General features: G+C 65.7%; 19 protein-coding genes and 1 riboswitch. Of the genes, 8 read left to right on the top strand and 11 right to left on the bottom strand.

Annotation, left to right across the window (positions count from 1 at the left end; genetic code table 11):
- The first annotated feature begins 45 nt into the window (after positions 1-45).
- Entirely contained in the window at positions 46-1,191 is a 1,146-nt protein-coding gene (locus G6N78_RS07025; RefSeq protein WP_234905938.1) for a cobalt-precorrin-5B (C(1))-methyltransferase, read from the top strand.
- On the opposite strand, the gene cobM is transcribed toward G6N78_RS07025, so the two are convergent.
- Genes cobM through cbiE form a run of 3 tightly spaced genes read right to left on the bottom strand, consistent with a single transcriptional unit; the run spans position 1,146 to position 3,566 of the window.
- Positions 1,146-1,919 (bottom strand): precorrin-4 C(11)-methyltransferase, encoded by a 774-nt coding sequence (gene cobM, locus G6N78_RS07020; protein ID WP_165216930.1) that lies wholly within the window; start codon positions 1,917-1,919, stop codon positions 1,146-1,148. The genes G6N78_RS07025 and cobM overlap by 46 nt on opposite strands.
- Positions 1,916-2,314: a cobalamin biosynthesis protein gene (locus tag G6N78_RS07015; RefSeq protein ID WP_165216928.1), complete on the bottom strand. Its 399-nt coding sequence runs from the start codon at positions 2,312-2,314 to the stop codon at positions 1,916-1,918. The genes cobM and G6N78_RS07015 overlap by 4 nt, the downstream gene beginning before the upstream one ends.
- Before the next feature lie 4 nt (positions 2,315-2,318).
- On the bottom strand, positions 2,319-3,566 hold the full coding sequence (gene cbiE / locus G6N78_RS07010) for a precorrin-6y C5,15-methyltransferase (decarboxylating) subunit CbiE (RefSeq protein WP_165216926.1): 1,248 nt from the start codon (positions 3,564-3,566) through the stop codon (positions 2,319-2,321).
- Position 3,567: 1 nt separating this feature from the next.
- Here cbiE and G6N78_RS07005 point away from each other — a divergent pair, with 1 nt between their 5' ends.
- Positions 3,568-4,344, top strand: a complete 777-nt coding sequence (locus G6N78_RS07005; protein WP_165216924.1) for a cobalt-precorrin-6A reductase — start codon at positions 3,568-3,570, stop codon at positions 4,342-4,344.
- Here the strand turns inward: G6N78_RS07005 and G6N78_RS07000 are convergent.
- From G6N78_RS07000 to G6N78_RS06970, 7 genes are read right to left on the bottom strand one after another with little or no spacing between them, the layout of a single operon-like run.
- Entirely contained in the window at positions 4,299-5,072 is a 774-nt protein-coding gene (locus G6N78_RS07000) for a precorrin-3B C(17)-methyltransferase (RefSeq protein WP_165216922.1), read from the bottom strand. The two genes, G6N78_RS07005 and G6N78_RS07000, sit on opposite strands and share 46 nt — an antisense overlap.
- On the bottom strand, positions 5,069-5,824 hold the full coding sequence (locus G6N78_RS06995) for a precorrin-2 C(20)-methyltransferase (RefSeq protein ID WP_165216920.1): 756 nt from the start codon (positions 5,822-5,824) through the stop codon (positions 5,069-5,071). Before G6N78_RS06995 ends, G6N78_RS07000 begins: the two co-directional genes overlap by 4 nt.
- The gene (locus G6N78_RS06990; RefSeq protein ID WP_165216918.1) at positions 5,821-6,453 is read right to left on the bottom strand and encodes a precorrin-8X methylmutase; all 633 of its coding nucleotides are present in this window, start codon (positions 6,451-6,453) and stop codon (positions 5,821-5,823) included. The genes G6N78_RS06995 and G6N78_RS06990 overlap by 4 nt, the downstream gene beginning before the upstream one ends.
- Positions 6,454-6,462: 9 nt before the next feature.
- Entirely contained in the window at positions 6,463-7,797 is a 1,335-nt protein-coding gene (gene cobG / locus G6N78_RS06985; RefSeq protein ID WP_165216916.1) for a precorrin-3B synthase, read from the bottom strand.
- On the bottom strand, positions 7,794-11,177 hold the full coding sequence (gene cobN, locus G6N78_RS06980) for a cobaltochelatase subunit CobN (RefSeq protein ID WP_165216914.1): 3,384 nt from the start codon (positions 11,175-11,177) through the stop codon (positions 7,794-7,796). Before cobN ends, cobG begins: the two co-directional genes overlap by 4 nt.
- Complete coding sequence (gene cobW, locus G6N78_RS06975) at positions 11,177-12,214, bottom strand: cobalamin biosynthesis protein CobW (RefSeq protein WP_165216912.1); 1,038 nt, start codon at positions 12,212-12,214, stop codon at positions 11,177-11,179. The genes cobN and cobW overlap by 1 nt, the downstream gene beginning before the upstream one ends.
- Positions 12,215-12,225: 11 nt before the next feature.
- Positions 12,226-12,654, bottom strand: coding sequence for a DUF1636 family protein (locus G6N78_RS06970; protein ID WP_234905898.1), 429 nt, complete (start codon positions 12,652-12,654; stop codon positions 12,226-12,228).
- Positions 12,655-12,754: 100 nt separating this feature from the next.
- Positions 12,755-12,984: riboswitch (cobalamin riboswitch) on the bottom strand.
- Between the two features lie 137 nt (positions 12,985-13,121).
- Here G6N78_RS06970 and cobO point away from each other — a divergent pair.
- Together cobO and G6N78_RS06960 are read left to right on the top strand one after the other, a co-directional pair.
- Positions 13,122-13,691, top strand: a complete 570-nt coding sequence (cobO, locus tag G6N78_RS06965; RefSeq protein WP_234905937.1) for a cob(I)yrinic acid a,c-diamide adenosyltransferase — start codon at positions 13,122-13,124, stop codon at positions 13,689-13,691.
- Positions 13,691-15,160, top strand: coding sequence for a cobyric acid synthase (locus tag G6N78_RS06960; RefSeq protein WP_165216908.1), 1,470 nt, complete (start codon positions 13,691-13,693; stop codon positions 15,158-15,160). Before cobO ends, G6N78_RS06960 begins: the two co-directional genes overlap by 1 nt.
- Here the strand turns inward: G6N78_RS06960 and cbiB are convergent.
- Positions 15,144-16,115, bottom strand: a complete 972-nt coding sequence (gene cbiB, locus G6N78_RS06955; RefSeq protein ID WP_165216906.1) for an adenosylcobinamide-phosphate synthase CbiB — start codon at positions 16,113-16,115, stop codon at positions 15,144-15,146. The two genes, G6N78_RS06960 and cbiB, sit on opposite strands and share 17 nt — an antisense overlap.
- Between cbiB and cobD the strand changes: the two genes are divergently transcribed.
- From cobD to G6N78_RS06935, 4 genes are all read left to right on the top strand, one after another.
- Positions 16,114-17,178 carry a threonine-phosphate decarboxylase CobD gene (gene cobD, locus G6N78_RS06950; RefSeq protein WP_234905897.1) on the top strand — a complete coding sequence of 355 codons (1,065 nt, stop codon included), beginning with the start codon at positions 16,114-16,116 and terminating at the stop codon, positions 17,176-17,178. The two genes, cbiB and cobD, sit on opposite strands and share 2 nt — an antisense overlap.
- Positions 17,179-17,259: 81 nt before the next feature.
- Positions 17,260-18,702 carry a M20 family metallopeptidase gene (locus tag G6N78_RS06945; RefSeq protein ID WP_165216904.1) on the top strand — a complete coding sequence of 481 codons (1,443 nt, stop codon included), beginning with the start codon at positions 17,260-17,262 and terminating at the stop codon, positions 18,700-18,702.
- 201 nt (positions 18,703-18,903) lie between these two features.
- Positions 18,904-20,364, top strand: a complete 1,461-nt coding sequence (gene cls / locus G6N78_RS06940) for a cardiolipin synthase (protein WP_165216902.1) — start codon at positions 18,904-18,906, stop codon at positions 20,362-20,364.
- A gap of 71 nt (positions 20,365-20,435) precedes the next feature.
- A complete protein-coding gene (locus tag G6N78_RS06935; protein WP_165221397.1) occupies positions 20,436-21,257 on the top strand; it encodes an endonuclease/exonuclease/phosphatase family protein in 822 nt (273 codons plus the stop codon).
- The last annotated feature ends 5 nt before the right edge of the window (positions 21,258-21,262 follow it).

The raw sequence follows: 21,262 nt of genomic DNA, 5'->3' as shown, positions 1-21,262 counted from the left end.
CTTTTGCCGATGACGCAAGGTCCTGTCACCGGTATAGAAACGCGTATGGAAGCGGAAATCGCAAACGAGACGGCAAAAGACCTGCGGCGCGGCTGGACCACCGGCACCTGCGCGGCGGCGTCGGCCAAGGCCGCCTGCCTGGCGCTCACCGGTCACGGCTTTCCGGATCTCGTGGAGGTGACGCTTCCCGGCGGCCAGCGGCCCGGTTTTGTCCTGGCGCTGGAGGAACAGGGCGGGGGTTTCGCCCGCGCCGGGATCATCAAAGATGCCGGCGATGATCCCGATGTCACCCATGGTGCGCTGATCATCGTTACTCTGCGGCATGGGGTGGCCGGGGCCGGTATTCGGTTTTTCGCCGGCAATGGTGTGGGCATGGTGACGAGGCCGGGGCTTCCCATTCCACCGGGCGAGCCGGCCATCAACCCGGTTCCGCGCCAGATGATTGCCGCGGCAATTGCCGAAGTGGCGGGCGAGGCGGCGGATTTCGACGTCGAAATCTCCATTCCGGGGGGCGAGGACCTGGCGCAGAAGACGCTCAATCCGCGCCTGGGTATCGTCGGCGGTCTCTCGGTGCTCGGCACGACGGGAATCGTCATTCCGTTTTCCTGCTCGGCCTGGATCCATTCCATCTGGCGCGGCATCGATGTGGCGCGGGCGGAAGGATTGACCCATGTCGCCGGCTCCACCGGCATGACGACGGAAAAGGCCGTGCAGGCGCATCACGCCCTGCCGGACACCGCACTGCTCGACATGGGCGATTTTGTCGGCGGCATGCTGAAATATCTGCGCAAACATCCGGTGCCGAAGGTGACGGTTGCCGGCGGTGTCGCCAAGATCACCAAGCTGTCGCAGGGCATGCTGGACGTGCATTCCAAACGTGGTCTGGCGGATCTGGAGGCGCTGGCCGCCGTTGCGCGCGAGGCCGGTGCAAGCGATGGCCTGATCGGCGCGATCGGTCAGGCCAACACGGTGGCGCAGGCTTTTCAACTGGCCGAGGGCGAGGGGCTGGAGCTTGGCAACCGCATTGCCGCGCGCGCCTGGCAGGTGGCGGCGGGTGCCTTGCACAGCGAGGCGATCGCGCTCGAGATCCTGATCTTCGATCGCGCCGGCAAACTCGTCGGCGAAGCGCCCTTCACCCCGTCGCATCATGCCTCGTCCTTGCCCTTGGGCGAGCGGAAGCGGCGCACGTAATCGGTGCTATAGAGCGCGCTCTCGCGAAAATCCTCCGCTTGCAAGCCGGGACCGACGAAGATCAGCGCCGTGCGCTCGATCGGTTCGGCGGCCACCTGGGCGGCGATGGTGGCGAGCGTGCCGCGCAGGATCTTTTCATCCGGCCAGCTGGCTTTGACGACGATCGCAACCGGGCAATCGGCGCCGTAATGTGGCGTCAGGTCCGCAACGATCTTCTCCAGTGCGTGAATGGCGAGATGGATGGCGAGTGTTGACCCGGTTGCCGCGAAATTCTGAAGCGTCTCCCGCGCCGGCATTTTCGAGGCGCGACCGGAGACGCGGGTCAGGATCAGGCTTTGCGCCACTTCGGGGATGGTCAACTCGCGCTTCAGCGCCGCCGCCGCTGCCGCAAAGGAGGGAACGCCGGGGGTGAGCGTGTAATCGATGCCGAGCCGGTCGAGTCGACGCATCTGTTCGGCGACCGCGCTCCAGACGGAGAGATCGCCGGAATGCAGGCGGGCGACATCTTCTCCGGCGTCGGCGGCGCGCCGATATTCTGCTTCGATCTCGTCGAGGGACAGCGAAGCCGTGTCGATAATCCGTGCATCCGCGGGGCAATAGTCCAAGAGTTCGCGCGGCACGATGGAACCGGCGAAGAGGCAGACCGGGCAGCGGGCGATCAGATCGCGCCCGCGCACCGTGATGAGATCGGCGGCACCGGGGCCGGCGCCGATGAAATGAACCGTCATGCGGCGTCCTCGACATGATCTTCAACGATGGCCAGCGCGCAGGTGACGCCTTGCGAGACGTGGCGGGGACCGAGAAGTTTGGCAGACGCGCCGCCGGCGGCCAGCGCCGCGGCCTCGCAGAAGCTGGAGACACCGGCATGGCCGACACTGTGCGGCGAGACTGTCAACGTGCGGTCGGAGACGGCGTCCATTTCCGCGTCTGTCAGGATGGCGAGATCGAGCCCCAGCCGTTTCGCTGCGTCCAGAAGCCCGGTCTCATCGGCCTTGAGCGCGCCGGTGGCGAGTTTTGCGGGGTACTCTCCCGCCTTGCCGGCGGCGGCGAGGGCCTCGTTGAGCACGGCCATCACGACCTCTGCACTGGTGCCGCGGCGGCATCCGATTCCGGCAATCATCATGGGTTCAATCCTCTGGCTTTGAAAAAATCCATTGCGTGACGGGCATGGCCGGCCGCCAACCGGTCATCCGGCCCACCGGTTCGGCCCGATCGATAGAGAGCCGTGTCAGGCTGCCGCCCCTCGTGGCGTGGGCACTCAGCAGAACCTGCTCCATCTCCAGCGTGACGGCATTGGCAACGAGCCGGCCGCCGGGTTTCAGCGCCGCAAGCGCCGCCTCCAGCACGCCGTCACCACTGCCGCCGCCGCCGATGAAGATGGCGTCTGGCTCGGGCAGTCCGGCGAGTGCCTCCGGCGCTCTGCCTTCGATGAGCTGCAGCGCGGGCACGCCGAAATTTTGCGCATTGCGGCGGATGCGAGCGGCGCGTTCCGGGTGATGTTCGATGGCCATCCCCCGCATTGAGGGGTGCGCCAGCATCCATTCGATGCCGATCGAGCCGGAGCCCGCGCCGATATCCCACAGCAACTCGCCGCGGCGGGGGGAGAGCGCCGAGAGCGTCACCGCGCGGATCTCGCGTTTGGTGATCTGGCCGTCATGCTCGAAAAGGTCGTCGGCCAAGCCGAATCCCAAAGGTAGAACGCGCGCGATGGCGTCTGCCCGAACCTCAAGGGCCACCACATTCAGCGGGTCGATGTCGGTCAGGGAGAAATCGCGAGCAGTGGTGGAGCGGATCAGCTCTCGTTCACCGCCGAGCGCTTCCAGCACGGTGAGCCGGCTCATGCCAAAACCATTGTCTGTCAAAAGCCGTGCCAATTGGGCTGGCCCGTCGGCATCGGCGGTGAGCGCCAAGAGCTTGCGGCCAGGATGCAGCAGCGGGCGGATGAGATCGAGCGCGCGGCCATGCAGGGAGACCGTCTCGATCTCCTGCAAGGCCCAGCCGAGCCTAGAGGCAGCGAGCGAAAAGGCGGATGGCGCGGGATAGACGCGGTAATCCTCTTTGGCCGTCAGGCGCGCCAGCGTCACGCCGACGCCGAAGAAGAACGGATCGCCGGAGGCAAGCACGCAGACCTTGCGGCCCTTCAGGGCCAGAACCGCCTGCATGGCGCTGTCGAAGGGTTGCGGCCAGGGCTCTGCCTCGCCGCGGATCGCATCGCCCGCCAATTCCAGATGGCGTTTGCCGCCGAAGACGAAGTCTGCCTCGGAAATTGCCCGTCGCGCCAACTCGCCCAGTCCGGCCAGGCCATCTTCGCCGATGCCGACGATGGACAACCAGGGTTCACCGGATAGAAGAGGGGATGATGATTCAGGAGCCATGATGAACGCCTCCATTCTCATTCTGGGCGGCACGACGGAAGCCCGGCAGTTGGCGGAGCGCCTTGGCGAGACCGGGCGCTTTCGGCTGCAGCTTTCGCTCGCTGGTCGCACGAAAGCGCCGGCCCGCCAGCCGGTGCCGGTGCGCATCGGCGGCTTCGGGGGTGCGGAGGGCCTTGGCCGTTATCTCATGGGGCAGGGGTTCGACCTGCTGGTGGATGTCACGCATCCCTATGCGGCGCAGATCTCCGCCAATGCCGCACGGGCGGCCATTCTCACCGGTATTCCGCTGATCGCCTTGCGCCGTCCCGGATGGGAGCGGCAGGCAGGTGACTGCTGGCGGGAGGTGGAGAGCGTCGAGGCGGCGGTGGCCGCGCTCGGAGAGGCGCCGCGCCGGGCCTTTCTGGCGCTGGGACGCCAGGAATTGCTGCCCTTCGAGGCGGCGCCGCAGCATGCCTATCTGGTGCGCAGCGTCGATCCAGTGGAGCCGCCGCTCGTTCTGCCTGCGGTTACCTATCTCACGGCCCGCGGCCCCTTCGAGGAGGTGGATGAGCGGGCGCTTCTGACCGGTCACGGCATCGAGGCCATCGTCTGCAAGAATTCCGGCGGTTCGGCGAGCTATGGCAAGATCGCAGCAGCGCGGGCGCTGGGCATCGAAGTCATCATGATCCGCCGCCCGCTTCTGCCGGACGTTCTCGCCTTTCAGACGCTGGATGACCTCGTGTGCCATGTGGATCAGGCCTTTCCTGCGGCGGACTTACCCCAGGAGCGCGGCGAATAGACGAGCGGGCGGTTGCCCTCGCGCTCGATCAGCCGCGTCTCCGTCGAGCCGACGATGATGCAGGTCGCCATATCGGCCATCTCGGATCGGGCCTCCGACAGCGGCACCACGGCGATCTTCTCGTCGGGACGACCGGCGGCGCGGCCAAAGATCACCGGAACCGTGCCTGGCAGATGGGCGCGCAGAATGTCGAAGGCCTCTGTCAGCTGGTGGGGCCGGGCCTTGCTGACCGGATTGTAGAAGGCCATGACGAAGCCGGCCTCTGCCGCTGCGATCAGCCGCTTTTCGATCACCGACCAGGGTTTGAGATTGTCGGAGAGTGAGATGGCGCAGAAATCATGCCCCAGCGGTGCGCCGGCCTTTGCCGCGACCGAGAGCATGGCGGTGACGCCCGGCACGACGGAGAATTCGATCGCGCGCCACTCGGAAGGGCCATTGTCGATCGCTTCGCAGACGGCAGCGGCCATGGCAAAGACGCCGGGATCACCGCCGGAGACGACGCAGACCTTTCCCCCAAGCGCCGCAAGCGTCAGAGCTGCCCCGGCGCGGGACAGTTCCTCGCGATTGTCGGAGGCGTGGCGGCGCTGGTCAGGCCGGAGCTCCAGCCGGTCCACATAGGGGCCGTAGCCGAAGAAATCGCTGGCCTCGGCAACAGCGGCGAGCGCTTCCGGCGTCACCTGCTGCGGGCTGCCGGGGCCGAGGCCGACGACGGTGAGCTTGCCCGTCATGCCGGCACTCCCTGCGGGCGGCCCTTCCAGCCGGGTACCAGCACCAGCGAAAAGTAAGGGGCGGGCATGGTTTCGTCGCGGTCGCACAGCGGCATGGCGTGGCCGGTCGGCATGGTGCCGCGTTCCACATAGATCGCGCCGTCGAGTTTTCCCGTGGCGGCAAGCGCCCGGCGGATCTTTGGTAGGTTGCGGCCAACCTTCATGATCACCGCGCCATCGGTGCCGGCAAGCCGCGCCGTCAGCGCCTCTTCCGGCAGCGTGCCCGGCAGCACGCTCAGGATATCGTCGCCCTGCACCAGCGGCAGGCCGGCCAGCGACCAGCAGCCGGACATGGCGGTGACGCCCGGAATGACTTCGGCCGGAAAATGCGGCGCAAGCCGCAGATGCAGGTGCATGTAGGAGCCGTAAAACAGGGGGTCGCCTTCGCTCAGGACCGCGACATTGCGCCCGGCCTGCAGATGCACCGCGATCTCCGCCGCCGACTGGTCGAAGAAGCCGTCGATCGCGCGTTTGTAGCTGTCGGTCTCCTTGTCCTCCTCCACCGTCACCGGATAGACGAGCGGCAGTTCGAGGATATCGGCGCGCAGATGGGCGTCCACGATGGTGCGACCATTGCCGCGGGCGCCGCGCTTGGCAAAGAAGGCCAGCACATCAGCCGCATTCAGCGCCTTGACGGCCTTCAGCGTCAGAAGCTCCGGATCACCGGGGCCGGTGCCGACGCCATACAGCTTTCCAGGGGAGATCTCGCTCACAGGCCGGCCCTCGCCAGCGCATTGACGGCGGCTGCCGTCATGGCCGAGCCGCCCATGCGGCCTTTGACGATGGCGTAGGGGATGCCGTGCCGGCTTTCCGCCAACGCTTCCTTGCTTTCCGCAGCGCCGACGAAACCGACCGGCATGCCGATGATCGCCGCCGGCTTCGGGCAGCCACGATTCAGCATTTCGAGCAGGTAAAAAAGCGCGGTCGGCGCATTGCCGATGGCAACCACCGCGCCTTCCAGTTTTTCCGCCCAGAGTTCCAAGGCGGCGGCCGAGCGGGTATTGCCGACCGTCTTTGCCAGGTCCGGCACCTGCGGGTCGCGCAGTGTGCAGATCACCTCGTTCTTCGCCGGAAGGCGGGCGCGGGTGACGCCATGTGCCACCATCTGCGCATCGCAAAAGATCGGCTTTCCGGCGAGAAGGGCTGCGCGGGCGGCGCTGACGAAACCGGGAGAGAATTCGAACTGGTGCGCTGCCTCCACCAGGCCGCAGGCATGGATCATGCGGATCGCGACATCCGCCTCCTCCTCGCTGAAGCGGGAGAGATCCGCCTCCGCGCGGATGATGGCGAAGGATTTGGCGTAGATCGCATCGCCCTCGCGGATATAGTCGTAGGTCGTCATCATGATCCTTCAGGCAAGCGCCGCCGCGATCCGCTCAGGACCCAGGCGTCGCAGACAGTCACGGCTCGTTTCCCCCGGCTGGCGTTCCAGACGCAGCAGCGCGGAAAGGGCGGAGAGAGCCGCAGCTTCCGTTTGGGGGAAAAGCCGTTTGGCGGGGGTATCGGTGGTTTTGCCGTCGATGACAAGATGCGTTGCGTCGTCGGTGCCGGCAAAAACCAGGGTGGCGGCGGTGGGATGCGCACAGGCCTTCAGGCAGCCGGAGAGATGCAGACGCAGCGAACCGTCGAAAAGCTCGCCTGACTCTTCGGCGGCAAAACGGCCGAGCGCATGGGTGTCCAATCGCGCCGACTGGCAGGACGGCGCGCCGGGGCAGGCATCGATCTGGCGCAGCGGATCGTGTTCGTCGGTGATGAAGCCATGGGTCTTGGCCGCTGTCTGCAAAGCCGCGCAGGTCTCACCTGAACCGAAAGCCAGCAGCGTATGCTCTGCCGCCGGCTTGATGCTTTCGATGCCGCACCGTCTGGCATGATCCGCAAAGGCTGAAAGCTGCCGGGACTGGATCTGACCGAAGGGCAGAGCGACACGGAGCGCACACTGCCCGTCCTCCAACTCGAAGAGGCCGAAGGCATCGTGATGGGATGGCGAGAGCGAGGGCGGTGAGGCTTCCAGCACGCGGGAAACCGTTTCCGGCAGGCGGCCCGGGTCGATGTCCCGGCCACGGGTGCGGGGGCCGAGGGCGGCAAGGTGAGCCAGCAGCGCCGCCACGCAATCCGCCGCCTCATTCTCCTGCACGAAACCGATGGCACGGCCCTGATCTGCGGTGCCGCCGAGAAGGATGTGCCATCCCGTGCGGCCATCGTTTTCGGCCGCCACCAGCCGGATATCGGCCAGCAGACCGTCCAGCCGGATCAGGCCGCGCGTTTCGATGACCACGGAGAGCTTGGGGGCCAGGCTCCCGCGCAGGTCTTGTGCGCGGGCCATGATCTCCAGACCGAGCGGTCGTGGATCGACATCTGTCGTGGGATCAAGCCCGGCGAGCGGCGTCCATTCCACTGCAAGGCCTTCGCGCAGCGGCAGGGCGAGGCTGCGCACATCCGCCTCCAGCGCGGCAGCTGAAGCCGGGGTCAGGCCGCGGATCTGCAGGTTGCCGCGGGCGGAGATATCGATCATGCCATTGCCATGGCGCTCCGAGAGGCTGCAGAGCGTCGCAAGCTGGACGGGCGAAATCGGCTCGATCAGGGCGACACGCGACAAATAACCATCGCCGGTCAGCATCGGTGCATCAAGCGCCGGGCAGGCGCCGCGGGCGAGCGAGTTGACGGGGAGCGGGGAGGAGACGGTCATCGGCGACCTCCCGTCCGGGCCTTCGCCTGGGCAAAACCATGGAGCATTTCCAGGTCGCGATCGACCGAATTGCGGCGCGGCTGCCAGAGGCCCCGGCGGCGGGCCGACATCAGCCGTTCGGCAATGGCGCGGGCCGCTTCAGGGTTCTGCTCCAGCACGAAATCGCGCACCCGTTCATCGGCGACATAGGCATCGAAAACCGCCTCGATCAGGCTGTGCGGCACAGCATTGGTGGTTTCGGCAAAACCGACGAGCCGGTCCACCGTTTCGGCAAATTCCGCAGCACCGCGCGGGCCGTGGCGCATCTGGCCGGTGATGAAGCGCGGATTGACGGCGCGGGCGCGCACCACGCGCGTCACGGCTTCCGTCACCGAGCGGGCGCGAGGCTTCTGTGGATCGGTGGTATCCAGCGCAATCAGATCCGCCTTGCCACCGAGCGCTGCGACGGCTGCGGCAAACCCGCCGATAAAGGCGACATCGCCCGAACCATCCAGCAGGTCTCGGCCCGGATCGTCGCCGGTATGCACGAGAAGATCGGCGGTGCGGATGCGTTCGGCAAAGGCATCGCCTGCCGCATGACCTTCGCCGTCGGCGCCGCCAAAGGCATGGCTGGTCATGGCGAGATAGGCTTGGCCCAGCTCTTCGCGTGCCTGCCAGTTGCCGGCGGTGAGTTTTTCCTCGATGCCGGCGCCATAGGTGCCGGGGGCCGAACCGAAGATGCGGGCCGGGACGCTGCCTTCGCTGCGGGCCGTTTCCGCCAGTGGATTGTCGCCGTCGGCCTCCTCGCGCGCCGCAATCGACCGGGTGGCGGCATCGAGCAGCGTGATCAGCGAGGGGAACATGTCGCGGAACAGGCCGGAGATGCGGAAGGTGACATCGACGCGGGGGCGACCAAGCTGCGCGGGAGCCAGAACCTCGATGCCGGTGACCCGGCCGGTCGCGGCATCCTGCACAGGCTTTGCTCCCATCAGTGCCAGTCCCTGCGCCACTTCCTCGCCGCCGCTGCGCAGCGTCGCACTCCCCCAGAGATCGATCACCAGGCTCTTCGGCCAGTCGCCGTGATCCTGCATGTAACGGCGGATCACCTCGTCGGCGGCCAGTCGGCCCAGCTCGAAGGCGGTCGGCGTCGGCATGGTGCGCGGGTCGGAGGCATAGAGATTGCGGCCGGTCGGCAGCACGTCGAGACGCCCGCGCGCTGGCGCGCCGGACGGGCCGGGGCGGATATGACGCCCGTCCAGGGCTGCCAGCAGAGCGGCGCGCTCGGCGTCGGCACTCTCCAGTCGCAGCGGATTGGTTTCGCCCTCCTCGGACCGGCCAAACACGTGCTGGCCATCCTTGATGGCGAAATCCTTGAGGTCGCAGAGGAAGGCGTCGATACGGGCAAGCGCGGTGTCCGGGTCGGCGTCGCGGGAAATGCCGGCTTCCGAGGCGAGCCCGGTTTCTTCCGCCGTGTCCACGATGAGTTTCGCCAGGCGGTCGCGGCGGCGACGATCCAGCCCATCGGCCTGGGCATATTCATCCACCAAGAGTTCCAGCCGCTGCTGGGCCGGCGACAGGCCGGCGCTTGCCAGAACCGGTGGCAGGTGGCCGATGGTCAGCGCCGCAATCCGCCGTTTGGCGACCGCCGCCTCGCCGGGATTGGAGACGATGAAGGGATAAAGCACCGGCAGACTTCCGGTGACGATCTCCGGAAAACAGTCTTTCGACAGCGCCACCGTCTTGCCTGGCAGCCATTCCAACGTGCCGTGCGCGCCGACATGGATGATGGCCTGCGCCTGAAGCTCGTTCCGGAGAAAGGCGCCGAAGGCGACGAGCGCATGGCACGGCGGACGGGCGGGATCGTGATAATCCGTGCGCCGATCGGCTTCGCGGCCACGATCCGGTGCCAGTGCCACGGTGACGTTCCCGAAACGCACGGCGCGGAACCGGAAAAATCCGTCCCGGCATTGTTCGTCGGCTAATGGGTCGTCCCATGTGTCTTGCAGGGCCTGGCGCGACACTTCGGGAAGGCTGTCGAGATAAGCGGTATAATCGGTGGCGCGAAAACTTTCGGTTCGGCGCAGCAGCCGGTCCATCAGGTCCGCCGCCGTATCGGGAATGTCGGAGACCTCATAGCCTTCGGCCTTCAGATCGCGCAGCATCTGCAGCACGCTTTCCGGCACGTCGAGGCCGACCGCATAACCGGTGCGGCCATCGGCACCCGGATAATCCGGCATCAGGATGGTGAGCCGGCGTTCCTGCCGCGGCGTCGCGTAAAGATCGAGATGTTTGCAAATGCGTTCAGCGGTCGCCTCGACCCGATCGGGCTCCGGGCGGTTGGCGAAACCGGTGAAGCCGAAGTCCGCCGTTGCCTCGCGTTCGGCCTTGAAGGAGAGCGTGCCGGCCAGAATGCGGCCGTCCAGTTCAGGCAGCACCACATGCATGGCGAGATCGGAGGGCCCAAGCCCGCGTCTCCCTTCCGCCCAGGCCTGCCGTTTGGTAGTGGCAATCACCGCCTGGAACACCGGAACGCCCAGCACATCGAACAGGGTTTGTCCGTCGAGCTCTGCATTGCTGGCAAAGGCGGTCGTGGTGATGAGGGCTGCCGGTTTCAGAGGGGCAAGCGTGTCGCGCAGCTCTGACAGGATCGCTGCCTCCTTGAGGCCCGGCACGAAGACCGGCAGAACGGCCAGGCCGCGCGCCTCGAGCGCCCGTGTCAGCGCATCAATGGGCGCGATGTCGCTGGCCAGCAGCATGGAGCGGTAGAAGAGAAGCGGCAGCAGCGGTTTTTCCCCGCGCGCCTTCATCGCTTCGTCCAGGGAAACCACACCCGTTTCCGGCCGGTAGAAGCCCAGCTTCGGGACGTCCATCGCGGGGGCAAGCGGTGCCAAGGCCTCGCCGCAGATTTTGGTCGTCAGTCGTCGAACGAGCCGGTCGAGATTATCCGGCCCACCGGCACGAAACAGCGCGAGAGCGGCCTGGATTTCCTGGAGTTCAACGGTCGAGGCGGCTTCCAACCGGTCGTCGCGCTCGCTGCATTCGCCGGGCAGGAGGTATAGGGGAATGTTCTGCTGCCGCGCCAGCCGTGCCAGTTCGTCCACGCCGTAACGCCAGCGGTCATAACCGCCGAGCACCCTCACGAGGATCAGTCTGGCGTGGCGCGCCACCTTGTCGATCCACAGATCGACCGACATCGGATGGCGGAGATCGGACAGCTGGGCAAGCCTGAGCGACAGCGGGTTGGCCCGAAGCTGGCTTCCCAGCCTTCCCCAGGCGCCCGCAATGCCGTTCAGGTCGCTGTCGGTAAAGGACAGCACCACCACATCGCCCGGCGTCTGGTTCAGATCGACCGGCTCGATCAGATCGTCGAGCGACGAGGATGTGGTGGCGAGGATGTGCATCAGGCGGCCAGCAGTCTGCCGATCTTTTCGGCGTCGATGCCCTTTTCGCCGATCACGACGAGGCGCGAGCGGCGGGTTTCGTCCGTTCCCCAGGGGCGGTCGAAGTAATGGTTCACGCGCGGGCCGACGGCCTGCACCAGAAGCCGCATCGGCTTGCCGGCCACTTCCACATAGCCCTTGATGCGCAGCACCTTTTCCGCATCCGTCACAGTCTGGATGCGCTGGCTGAGCGCTTCCGGGCTTGTGATGGCCGGGATGTCCAGCACGAAGCTGTCGAAATCATCGTGCTCGTGATCCAGCTCATCATCGTGGTGGGTCTTGCGGTTTTCGATATCGTCTTCGACCGCCAGGCCAAGTCCGATGAAGATAGCCGGGTCGATCGCGCCGTTTTCCGCATTCACGATGCGAACCGCACGCGGCAGGTGGTCTTCCACATGGGCGCGGGCTCTGTCGAGGCCGGCGGCATCCAAGAGGTCCGCCTTGGTGAGGATGACGAGATCGGCGCAGGCGATCTGGTCTTCGAAAACCTCTTCCACCGGGTCATCGTGATCGAGCGACTGGTCTTGCGCCCGCTGGGCGTCAAGCGCCTCCAGATCATCGGCGACGCGGCCTTCGGCGAGCGCCAGGCCGTCCACCACTGCCACCACGCCATCGACCGTGACGCGGCTTTTCACGCTCGGCCACTGGAAGGCTTGAACCAGCGGCTTCGGCAGGGCAAGGCCGGAGGTTTCGATCAGGATGTGATCGACCTTCTGTTCCATCGCCAGGATCTTGTCGATCGCCGGCACGAAGTCATCGGCGACAGTGCAGCAGATGCAGCCATTGGCCAGCTCGATGATATTGTCTTCCGGGCAGTTTTCTATGCCGCAGCTTTTCAGGATCTCGCCATCGATCCCGACATCGCCGAACTCGTTGACGATCACGGCAAGCCGCTTGCCCTGAATGGTCTGCAGCGCATTGCGCAGCAGGGTCGTCTTGCCGGCGCCGAGAAAGCCGGTGACGACAGTGCAGGGCACGCGGGTGAGCGATTGGGTCATGATGCGGTCCTTCAGGTCTTGTTCGTCGTGGAATGCGGGATGGGATTGAGCGGCGGCATGCGGGCAATCATGCCGCGTTTCAGCGTGTCGGGCCGGCCCTTCCAGGGCATCAAACCATCGGTGGACAGGCTCAGCAGGCGGGCGCCTTCGAGCAGATCCTCGGCGGCATCCGTCGTCAGGTCGCCAAAGACATAGGACCAGCCGTCGGCGCTCTGGATGCTGGCGCTGAGGGCACGTTTGCAGTTGGCGAGGCACGCCACGGCGCGGATCTCGACACCTTGCGCGGACATTGCTTTTGCCCGCTCGGCCAGGATCGCGCCATCGCGCGGCGCGTCGATCGCTTCCGCGCCGCTGCGGCAGGTTTCGCAGACATGGATGATCACGCGCGCGGTCGTCTCCGCATCGGTCTGTCGCTGGTCGTGTCGTGCCGTAAGATCCAAAATCCACCCCGAGTGTTGATCGTCATGGGGTGCTTGCCACGACGGATCAGACGACCCGCATGGTTCAAAAACGTCCCTTCCGGAGCACCCCGCCCGGCTGGACTTTCCTTCCTCAACGGCAGGTCTCCTGGCTCGCGGTTCGTGGCCCGGACGCCGCCTTCCCGAAGTTCGCGCTTCAGTGGCATTGTGCGCCGGACGTTCCGCCTCGTAAATCCAAGGCGGTGGCCGCTTACAGTTGCGGGGGCAGCCGTGGTTTAGGTCGATAACCGCACCACGTTCCCTCTTAGCTTTCCCCGTTGCCGGGAAAAGACCGTTGCAGGGTTCACTATGCGTTTGGCGGAGCCCGTGTCAATGCCGCATTGCCGCGGGTGCGCTTTCGACTATAGTCCGCCGCTCGATAAAACGACCCGAGGAGAGGCCCCTTGAAGGAGATCGACGAGAGCGTGGCAGACCGCCACCGCCGCAAGATGGAAAACCGCAAGGCGGTGCAGGATGCGGAAGTCGCGTCCAAAACCATCGAAAAGGGCTTGCTGATCGTCAATACCGGTCCGGGCAAGGGCAAGTCGACGGCCGCCTTCGGCCTTGCGCTGCGCATGCTGGGGCATGGGCGAACGGTTGCCGTCGTGCAGTTCATCAAGGGCGCCTGGGATACGGGCGAGCGCGTGGCGCTGGAGGCGTTTGGCGATCGCGTGCTGTGGCACACGATGGGCGAGGGGTTCACCTGGGACACGCAGGACCTGAAGCGGGATGTGGCCGCCGCCGAACGGGCCTGGGAGAAGGCGAAGGAGATGATGGCACGGCCGGAGGTCGGGCTTCTGATCCTCGATGAGCTCAACATCGCGCTGCGCTATGATTATCTCGATCTCGACACCGTGCTTGCCGATCTTAGGGCGCGCCGCGAGGATCTGCATGTCATCGTCACCGGGCGCAACGCCAAGCCGGCGTTGATCGAGGCTGCCGACATGGTGACCGAGATGACGTTGGTGAAACACCATTTCAAGGCGGGCGTGAAGGCGCAGGCGGGGATCGAGTTCTAATGTCGCAGCAGCCCGCCAAGGCCCTGATGTTCCAGGGCACCGGCTCAGATGTCGGGAAGTCGCTGATCGTGGCGGGCCTGGCGCGGGCCTTCACCCTGCGCGGGCTGACGGTGCTGCCGTTCAAGCCGCAGAACATGTCGAACAATGCCGCCGTCACCGCCGATGGCGGCGAGATCGGCCGGGCGCAGGCGCTGCAGGCGCGAGCCGCGCGGGCGGCCCTCTCCGTGCACATGAACCCAGTTCTCCTGAAGCCGCAGAGCGAGGTCGGCGCGCAGCTCGTCGTGCAGGGCAAAGTGGAAGGCAATGCCAAGGCTGCCGAATACCAGGAGATCAAGGCGCGCCTGATGCCGCGGGTGCTCGAAAGTTTCGAGCGTCTGAAGGCTGAGGCCGATCTGGTGCTGGTGGAAGGCGCGGGCAGTGCCTCGGAGGTGAACCTTCGCCGCAACGATATCGCCAATATGGGGTTTGCCCGCGCCGCCGATGTTCCGGTGGTGCTGATCGGCGATATCGACCGCGGCGGCGTGATTGCCAGCCTTGCCGGCACGAAGACGGTGCTGGACCCGGAAGACGCGGCGATGATCCGCGGCTTCATCGTCAACCGTTTCCGTGGCGATCCGAGCCTGTTCGACGAGGGCATGCGGATGGTGGAAGGGTTCACCGGCTGGAGCCCGATTGGTCTCTTGCCGCATTTTGCCGAGGCCGTGCGGCTGCCGGCAGAAGATGCGCTGGCGCTGAATTCCGCAGCACCCGCGAAGCCCGGCGCAAGGATCCGCATCGCCGTGCCGATCCTGCCGCATGTCTCGAACTTCGATGATCTCGATCCGCTGGATGCCGAACCGGCGGTGGAGCTTGTCCGGGTGCGGCCGGGCGGCGTGCTGCCGGCGGATGCCGATCTCATCCTGCTGCTCGGCTCCAAGGCAACGATTGCCGATCTGAGGGCGCTGAAGGGTGCCGGCTTCGATATCGATATCGCCGCGCATCTTCGACGGGGAAAACCGGTGCTCGGCCTTTGCGGCGGCTTTCAAATGCTGGGACGGAGCGTGGCAGACCCGGACGGGATCGAGGGTCCAGCCGGTGCCGTCGAAGCCGGGCTCGGTTTCCTGGATGTCGAGACGCGGCTGACCGGTGACAAACACCTGGTGGCGGTGACGGGCAAGACCTCGGACGGGAATTCGTTTGCCGGCTATGAAATGCATGTGGGCGAGACGTCCGGGCCGGATTGCGCGCGCTCCTTTGCCGTCATCGCCGGGCGTGCGGAAGGGGCTGTGTCCGCGTCAGGTCTGGTGTCGGGCACCTATGTGCACGGGCTGTTTGCCGATGACCGCCAGCGCTCCGCCTGGCTGACGCGCCTCGGCGGCGAGGTCTCGCGACTTAATTACGAACAGGGCGTGGAAGAGGTGTTGGACCGACTGGCGGCGCATCTGGAGCGCCATCTTGATCTCGACCGGCTGCTCACCATAGCGCGGTAAAGCCATCCGCCAGCAGGCCGAAGAGCACGATCAGCAGCAGGTCCGCGACGCGCGAGAGGCTGAGCGCCCGGCGGATGTCGGCGGCGGTTGCCTCCCGACGTCCGCCTTCGCCCATCACGTGATCCTCAACCAGCACTCCGCCATAGATGCGCGGGCCGGCAAGGCCGAGACCGAGCGCGCCGGCCATGGCAGCCTCCGGCCAGCCGGCATTCGGCGACTTGTGTTTGCCCGCATCGCGGCGCACGGCGGCCCAGGCATTGCGCGGCGAGGCGCCGGGCACCAGGCAGGCCGCGGCGATGAAGAGGAGTGCGGTCAGCCGCGAGGCCGGCAGGTTGACGAGGTCGTCGAAGCGGGCGGCGGCCCAGCCAAAGGCGCCGTAGCGGGCGTTTCTGTGGCCGATCATGCTGTCGGCGGTGTTCGTTGCCTTGTAGAGCGCGGCACCCGGCAGGCCGAGCAGCCCCAGCCAGAGGGCCGGCGCGGTGATGCCGTCGGAAAAGTTTTCAGCGAGGCTTTCGATCGCGGCCCGGCTCACGCCCGCCTCGTCCAACTGGTCCGGATCGCGCCCGACGATCATCGAGACCGCCTTTCGGCCCCCGTCCAGTCCGCCGGTTTCCTGCCCCTCGGCCACGGCGCGGACATGATCCTCCAGGCTTTTCTGGGCGATCAGGCTGGAGGAGAGGACGGCGAGCACGATCAGGCCGAAGGGAAGCCAGAGCACGGAGCGTTCGATGACAAAGGACACGATAAGTGTCGCCAGAAGCAGCAGGACAAAGGCAATAACCCCGTTTCGCTTGCGGGTGGGAAAGTCGAGGTCCAGCCGGTTCAGGCGCCGCTCCAGCCGGTCGATCAGCGTCCCGATCCACATCACCGGATGGCCGATGCGATCCACGAGCCATTGCGGATAACCGACAAGCCGTTCAATAACGAGCGCGAGGAAGGCAAGAGAGAAGGCCATGAGCGGAACCGGCGAGAGAGAAGAGCGGCAGATGGCGCCTGTCATGCACAGAATCGAGCATGGCGGCAACCTGAGGCGGGCGGAAAGCCTGTTTCCGACGGCGCCACGGCCATGGATCGATCTCTCCACCGGCATCAATCCGCATGCCTATCCGGTGCCGCCGCTGGCGCCCGAAGCCTTTTCCCGCCTGCCGGAGCCGGATGATCTGGCAAGGCTGAAGGACATTGCGGCCAAGATTTATGGCGCCGCTTCAGCCGATCAGATCGCCGCTGCGGCTGGCACGCAGATCCTGGTGCCGCTCCTGATCGAGGCGCGGTTCGGCAGCTTTACTCCGGATGGAAAGACGGCGGCCATCCTGTCGCCCACCTATGCCGAGCATGCGCAGATGGCGCGGCTGGCCGGCTTTGCTGTTCGGGAGACGCAGGATCTGGCGGATCTCTCTGCCGCGGACCTGGCGATCGTTGTCAATCCCAACAATCCTGATGGTCGGCTGATTGCGCGGGATGAGCTGCTCTCCCTTGGCCGGCATCTTGCGGCCAAGGGCGGTCTGCTGGTGGTCGATGAAGCCTTCATGGATGTGCTGGCGCCGGGAGCCTCGGTTACGGATAGTGTTCACGAGGGGCTCGCGGTGCTCCGCTCCTTCGGCAAGTTTTACGGGTTGGCCGGCGTACGGCTTGGTTTTGCCGTGACGAGCGCAGCGGTGGCCGCACGGCTTTCGGCCCGGCTCGGCCCCTGGGTCATTCCCGGCCCGACGCTCGCCATCGGGCTTGCGGCGCTTGGCGACCGCAACTGGCAGGCGGAAATGCGCCTCAGGCTGAACCGCAAGGCTGCTGAGCTTGATCGGCTGCTTTCCGCGGCTGGGCTGACTGTCGTCGGCGGTACATCGCTCTTCCGATACGTGCGGCATCCACAGGCGCAGCGCCTGTTCCGGCATCTGGGCGAGGCCGGCATTCTGGTGCGGCGGTTTGCCGAACGGCCGGATTGTCTGCGCATCGGCTTGCCACGACCGCCGGAGTGGAAACGGCTGGAAAAGGCCCTTTGCTCAGAAATTTGGCACGTTTAAAGCCTGCAGGAAAGATTTGCATTCTGCCGATGCTGGGATAGGGTCGGGCCAGTCTTGAATTGTCGCATGCAGGTGAACCCCATGTCCGTAAACAGCAATCTTCCGCAGATCTTCGATGCCGTCGCTAGAAAAAGGGAGGTGTTCACGGAGCTGGCTGACCGCGTCTGGGCAACGCCCGAGACCTGCTACATGGAAGAGGAATCGGCCGCCGCTCACCGGGAAATGCTGGAGACGCAAGGGTTTCGCATCACCGAAAACGTCGCAGATATCCCGACGGCGCTGATCGGCGAGGCGGGCGAGGGCGGCCCGGTGATTGCCTTCCTCGGTGAATATGATGCGCTGGCAGGCCTCAGCCAGAAAGCCGGTGTCGCTGAGCACGAACCGCTGACCGCCGGCGCCAACGGCCATGGCTGCGGTCACAATCTTCTCGGCTCCGCCTCGCTTCTCGCGGCGACCGCCGTGAAGGACTGGCTGGAGGCGACCGGCACGCCGGGGCGTGTGCGCTATTACGGTTGCCCGGCGGAAGAGGGCGGTGCGGCAAAAGCCTTCATGGTCCGCTCCGGCGCCTTCGAGGATGTCGATATCGCCATCTGCTGGCATCCGAGCAATTTCGCCGGCGTGCAGCGCGAAACCTCGCTTGCCAATTGCCGGATCGATTTCACCTTTACCGGTCGGTCCTCACATGCCGCCGCCAGCCCCGAGCTTGGCCGCAGCGCGCTCGATGCGGTGGAGTTGATGAATGTCGGCGTCAACTATCTGCGCGAACACATGCACCAGGAATGCCGCATCCATTACGCGCTGCTCGATGCCGGCGGCATTTCGCCGAATGTCGTGCAGGCGCATGCCAAGGTGCGCTATGTGGTGCGCGCGCCGGAGCTTGCCGGGCTCTTCTCCCTGATAGAACGGGTCAAGAAAGTGGCCGAGGGGGCCGCGCTGATGACCGAGACGAAGGTGGAGCACACAATCCTCTCCGGCGTTTCCAACCTCATCGTCAACACGCCGCTGATGGATGTGATGCAGGATGTCTGGCAAAGCATGGGCGCGCCGGACTATGACCGTGAGGATATCGCCTTTGCCGAAGCGATCCGCGCGACGCTGAGCAAGGAAGACATCGCCGCCAGCTGGGCGCAGGAAAGGCTGGAAGAGCGTGACGTGCCGCTCGCCGATTTCATTTTGCCCGCCCATAACGAGGTGCGCCAGATGGGTGGCTCGACGGATGTCGCCGATGTCAGCTGGGTTGTGCCGACCGTGCAGGCCTATGGCCCGACGCTGGCGATCGGCACGCAGCTTCACACCTGGCAGGTGGTGGCGCAGGGGAAAAGCGGTATCGCCCACAAGGGCATGATTGCGACCGCCAAGGCCATGGCGGCGACCGGTCTTGCTGTTCTGCAGAGCGAACAGTTGCGGGAATCGGCCTGGGCCGATCTCAAGCGCCGCCTCAAGGGCCAGGCCTATCGCAGCCCGATCCCGGCCGGCACCGAGCCGCCGGTGGAGGCGATGGGCGGGCGCCGCCGGGCCGGCTGACCCGGTTCACGTCTTCGTTTCAGATCATCGACCGCCCGCAGCTCCAACGGGCTGCGGATGGTCGTGGGCATTGCGACAGGTCCTGCCCCCCCTGCTCCATGCCGGTGAAGAGCCTTCCCGTCGCCGAGATTGTTGCTTGCCCGACAGCCGGAAGGGTTTGAGGTGATTGCAGCTTTCGATGCATTGCCTATATCTGTGCGCATGCTGGATCTCCTTTCTGCCTACTGGCCGCACATCGTTTTCGTTCTGTCGGTCCTGATGGGGGCAACGGCTGCCATTCACGTTGCCATGACGAAGGAGGAGGTCCGTTCGGCGATCGGCTGGGTCGGCGTCATTCTCCTCTCTCCCATCGTCGGCGCCCTTCTCTACCTGTTTGCCGGCATCAACCGCATTCGCCGCAAGGTCGTGTTCAATCAGCGCCGGTTGAAGAACAAGGCGTTTGGTCCGCATGCCGCCTCCTTCGACGTCGGGGACGATCGGGTGGCGAGCGAGTTCGGCCGCCGTTTCCTCGCCATGAAGACGCTGGGGGATCGGGTGTCGCGCTGGAGCATCACGTCCGGCAACCAGATCGACCTGCTCGATGGCGGGGATGCCACGTTCCGGGCGATGCTGGAGGCGATCGGCAATGCGCAGCGCAGCATCCTGCTGGAAACCTATATCTTCGACCGCGATCGCATCGGTCGCCGTTTCGTCGAGGCTCTGTCGGCGGCGGTCGACCGGGGTGTCGAAGTGCGGGTACTCGTCGATGCCGTCGGCGCCCGGTATTCTGTCCCGAGCGTTCTTGGCATGCTGCGCGAGGGCGGCGTGACCGTCGATGTCTTCAACGGCAATGTCATCATGGGTCTGCGATTGCCCTACGCCAATCTGCGGACGCACCGGAAGATCATGATCGTTGATGGGAGCGTGGCGTTTACCGGCGGCATGAACATCCGCGAAGCCTTCTCCCGCGAGTTCGAAGGAGAGGCCTGCGCGATCGATACGCACTTCCGGCTGAAAGGGCCGCTGGTGGCAGACCTTTTCGCGGTGGCGGCGGAAGACTGGAATTTCGCCAGCGGCGAGCTTCTGGTCGGCGATGCCTGGCAGGTCGGGTCGCCCGAGCGTTTACCCGATGACCCCATGCTAGCGCGCGTCGTGGCATCGGGGCCGGATAAAAGCGTGGAAACCAACCACAAGATGCTGATGGGGGCGTTTTCGGTCGCCCGCTCCTCGATCCGCATCGTCTCACCCTATTTCCTGCCGGACCGGGAATTGATCAGCGCGCTGGCGACGGCAGCGCGGCGCGGCGTGGACGTGGACATTATCGTACCCGGCTCGAACAACCTGACGCTGGTCGACCGGGCCATGACGGCGCAGTTCGACCAGATCCTGAAAAGCGGCTGTCGCATCTGGCGTGCGGAAGGTGCCTTCAACCACTCCAAGCTGATGGTGATTGATGGGCGCTGGACCTATATCGGGTCCTCGAACATGGATCCCCGGTCGCTGCGTCTGAACTTCGAGGTGGATGTCGAGGTGTTCGATATCGCCTTTGCCGCCACCATCGACAAGCGGATCTCGCAGGTTCTGTCCCTGGCCGACGAGGTCAGCCTGACCGCCCTTCGGGCGCGTGCCTTCCCGGTGCGGCTGTTCGAACGGGTCCTGTGGCTCGGATCGCCTTATCTTTGAGTGTCTGCTCTGGAAGGCCGTGTCCGATGCGCTATACTCGTCTTATGGTTTCCGATCCGACCCGCCGCATCATTCCGGGCAAAAAGCCCAATCTTCCCGCAAACATCCTGGCGTCCATCCGCAATCGCAAAAAGCGGGGCCTCGGTACCGAGGATGCGGGCGCACGTGCGGAGGGCGTCCTGCTGGCCGCCTCCTACAATGTCCATAAATGCGTCGGTGTCGATGGCCGCTTCGATCCGGACCGGATCGCCGAGGTGATCCGTGAAATCGGACCGGACCTGCTTGCGCTGCAGGAGGCCGATACGCGGTTCGGCGAACGGCGGGGTCTCCTCGATCTTGCGTGGATGGAGCGCGAGACGGGGCTGGTGCCGGTGCCGGTCTCCGGTGTCGCCAAGGCGCATGGCTGGCACGGCAATGTGCTGTTCATCCGGGAAGGGGTGGTGCGCGATGTGCATCAGCTTAAGCTGCCGGGACTGGAGCCGCGGGGGGCGCTGATGACGGAGCTGGAGCTGCGCGATGGTTCGCCGCTTCGGGTGATCGCCGCCCATCTCGGCCTTCTCAACCGGTCCCGCCAGCAGCAGGCGCGCATGATCCTCGAGATCCTTGGCGCCCGTGCCGAGCAGCCGACGCTTCTGATGGGGGATCTCAACGAGTGGCGGCTGGGGGATCGCTCGTCGCTGAATTCCCTCGGTGCGATCTTTCGCGGCATGCCGCCGGCGGTGCCGAGCTTTCCGTCGCGCCTGCCGGTCCTGGCGCTCGACCGGATCATGGGCAACCGGCCGGGGCTGGTGGACGAGGTGCGGGTGCATGACACGGCACTGGCCCGCGTCGCCTCCGACCACCTGCCGATCAAGGCCCTTCTCAAGGCGGTGAGCACCCCCGAAGAAGGGTAAGCAGC

It is taken from the genome of Allorhizobium pseudoryzae (assembly GCF_011046245.1).
GTDB classification, from domain to species: Bacteria; Pseudomonadota; Alphaproteobacteria; order Rhizobiales; family Rhizobiaceae; genus Neorhizobium; species Neorhizobium pseudoryzae.
This window is presented reverse-complemented; position numbering and strand designations above follow the sequence as displayed.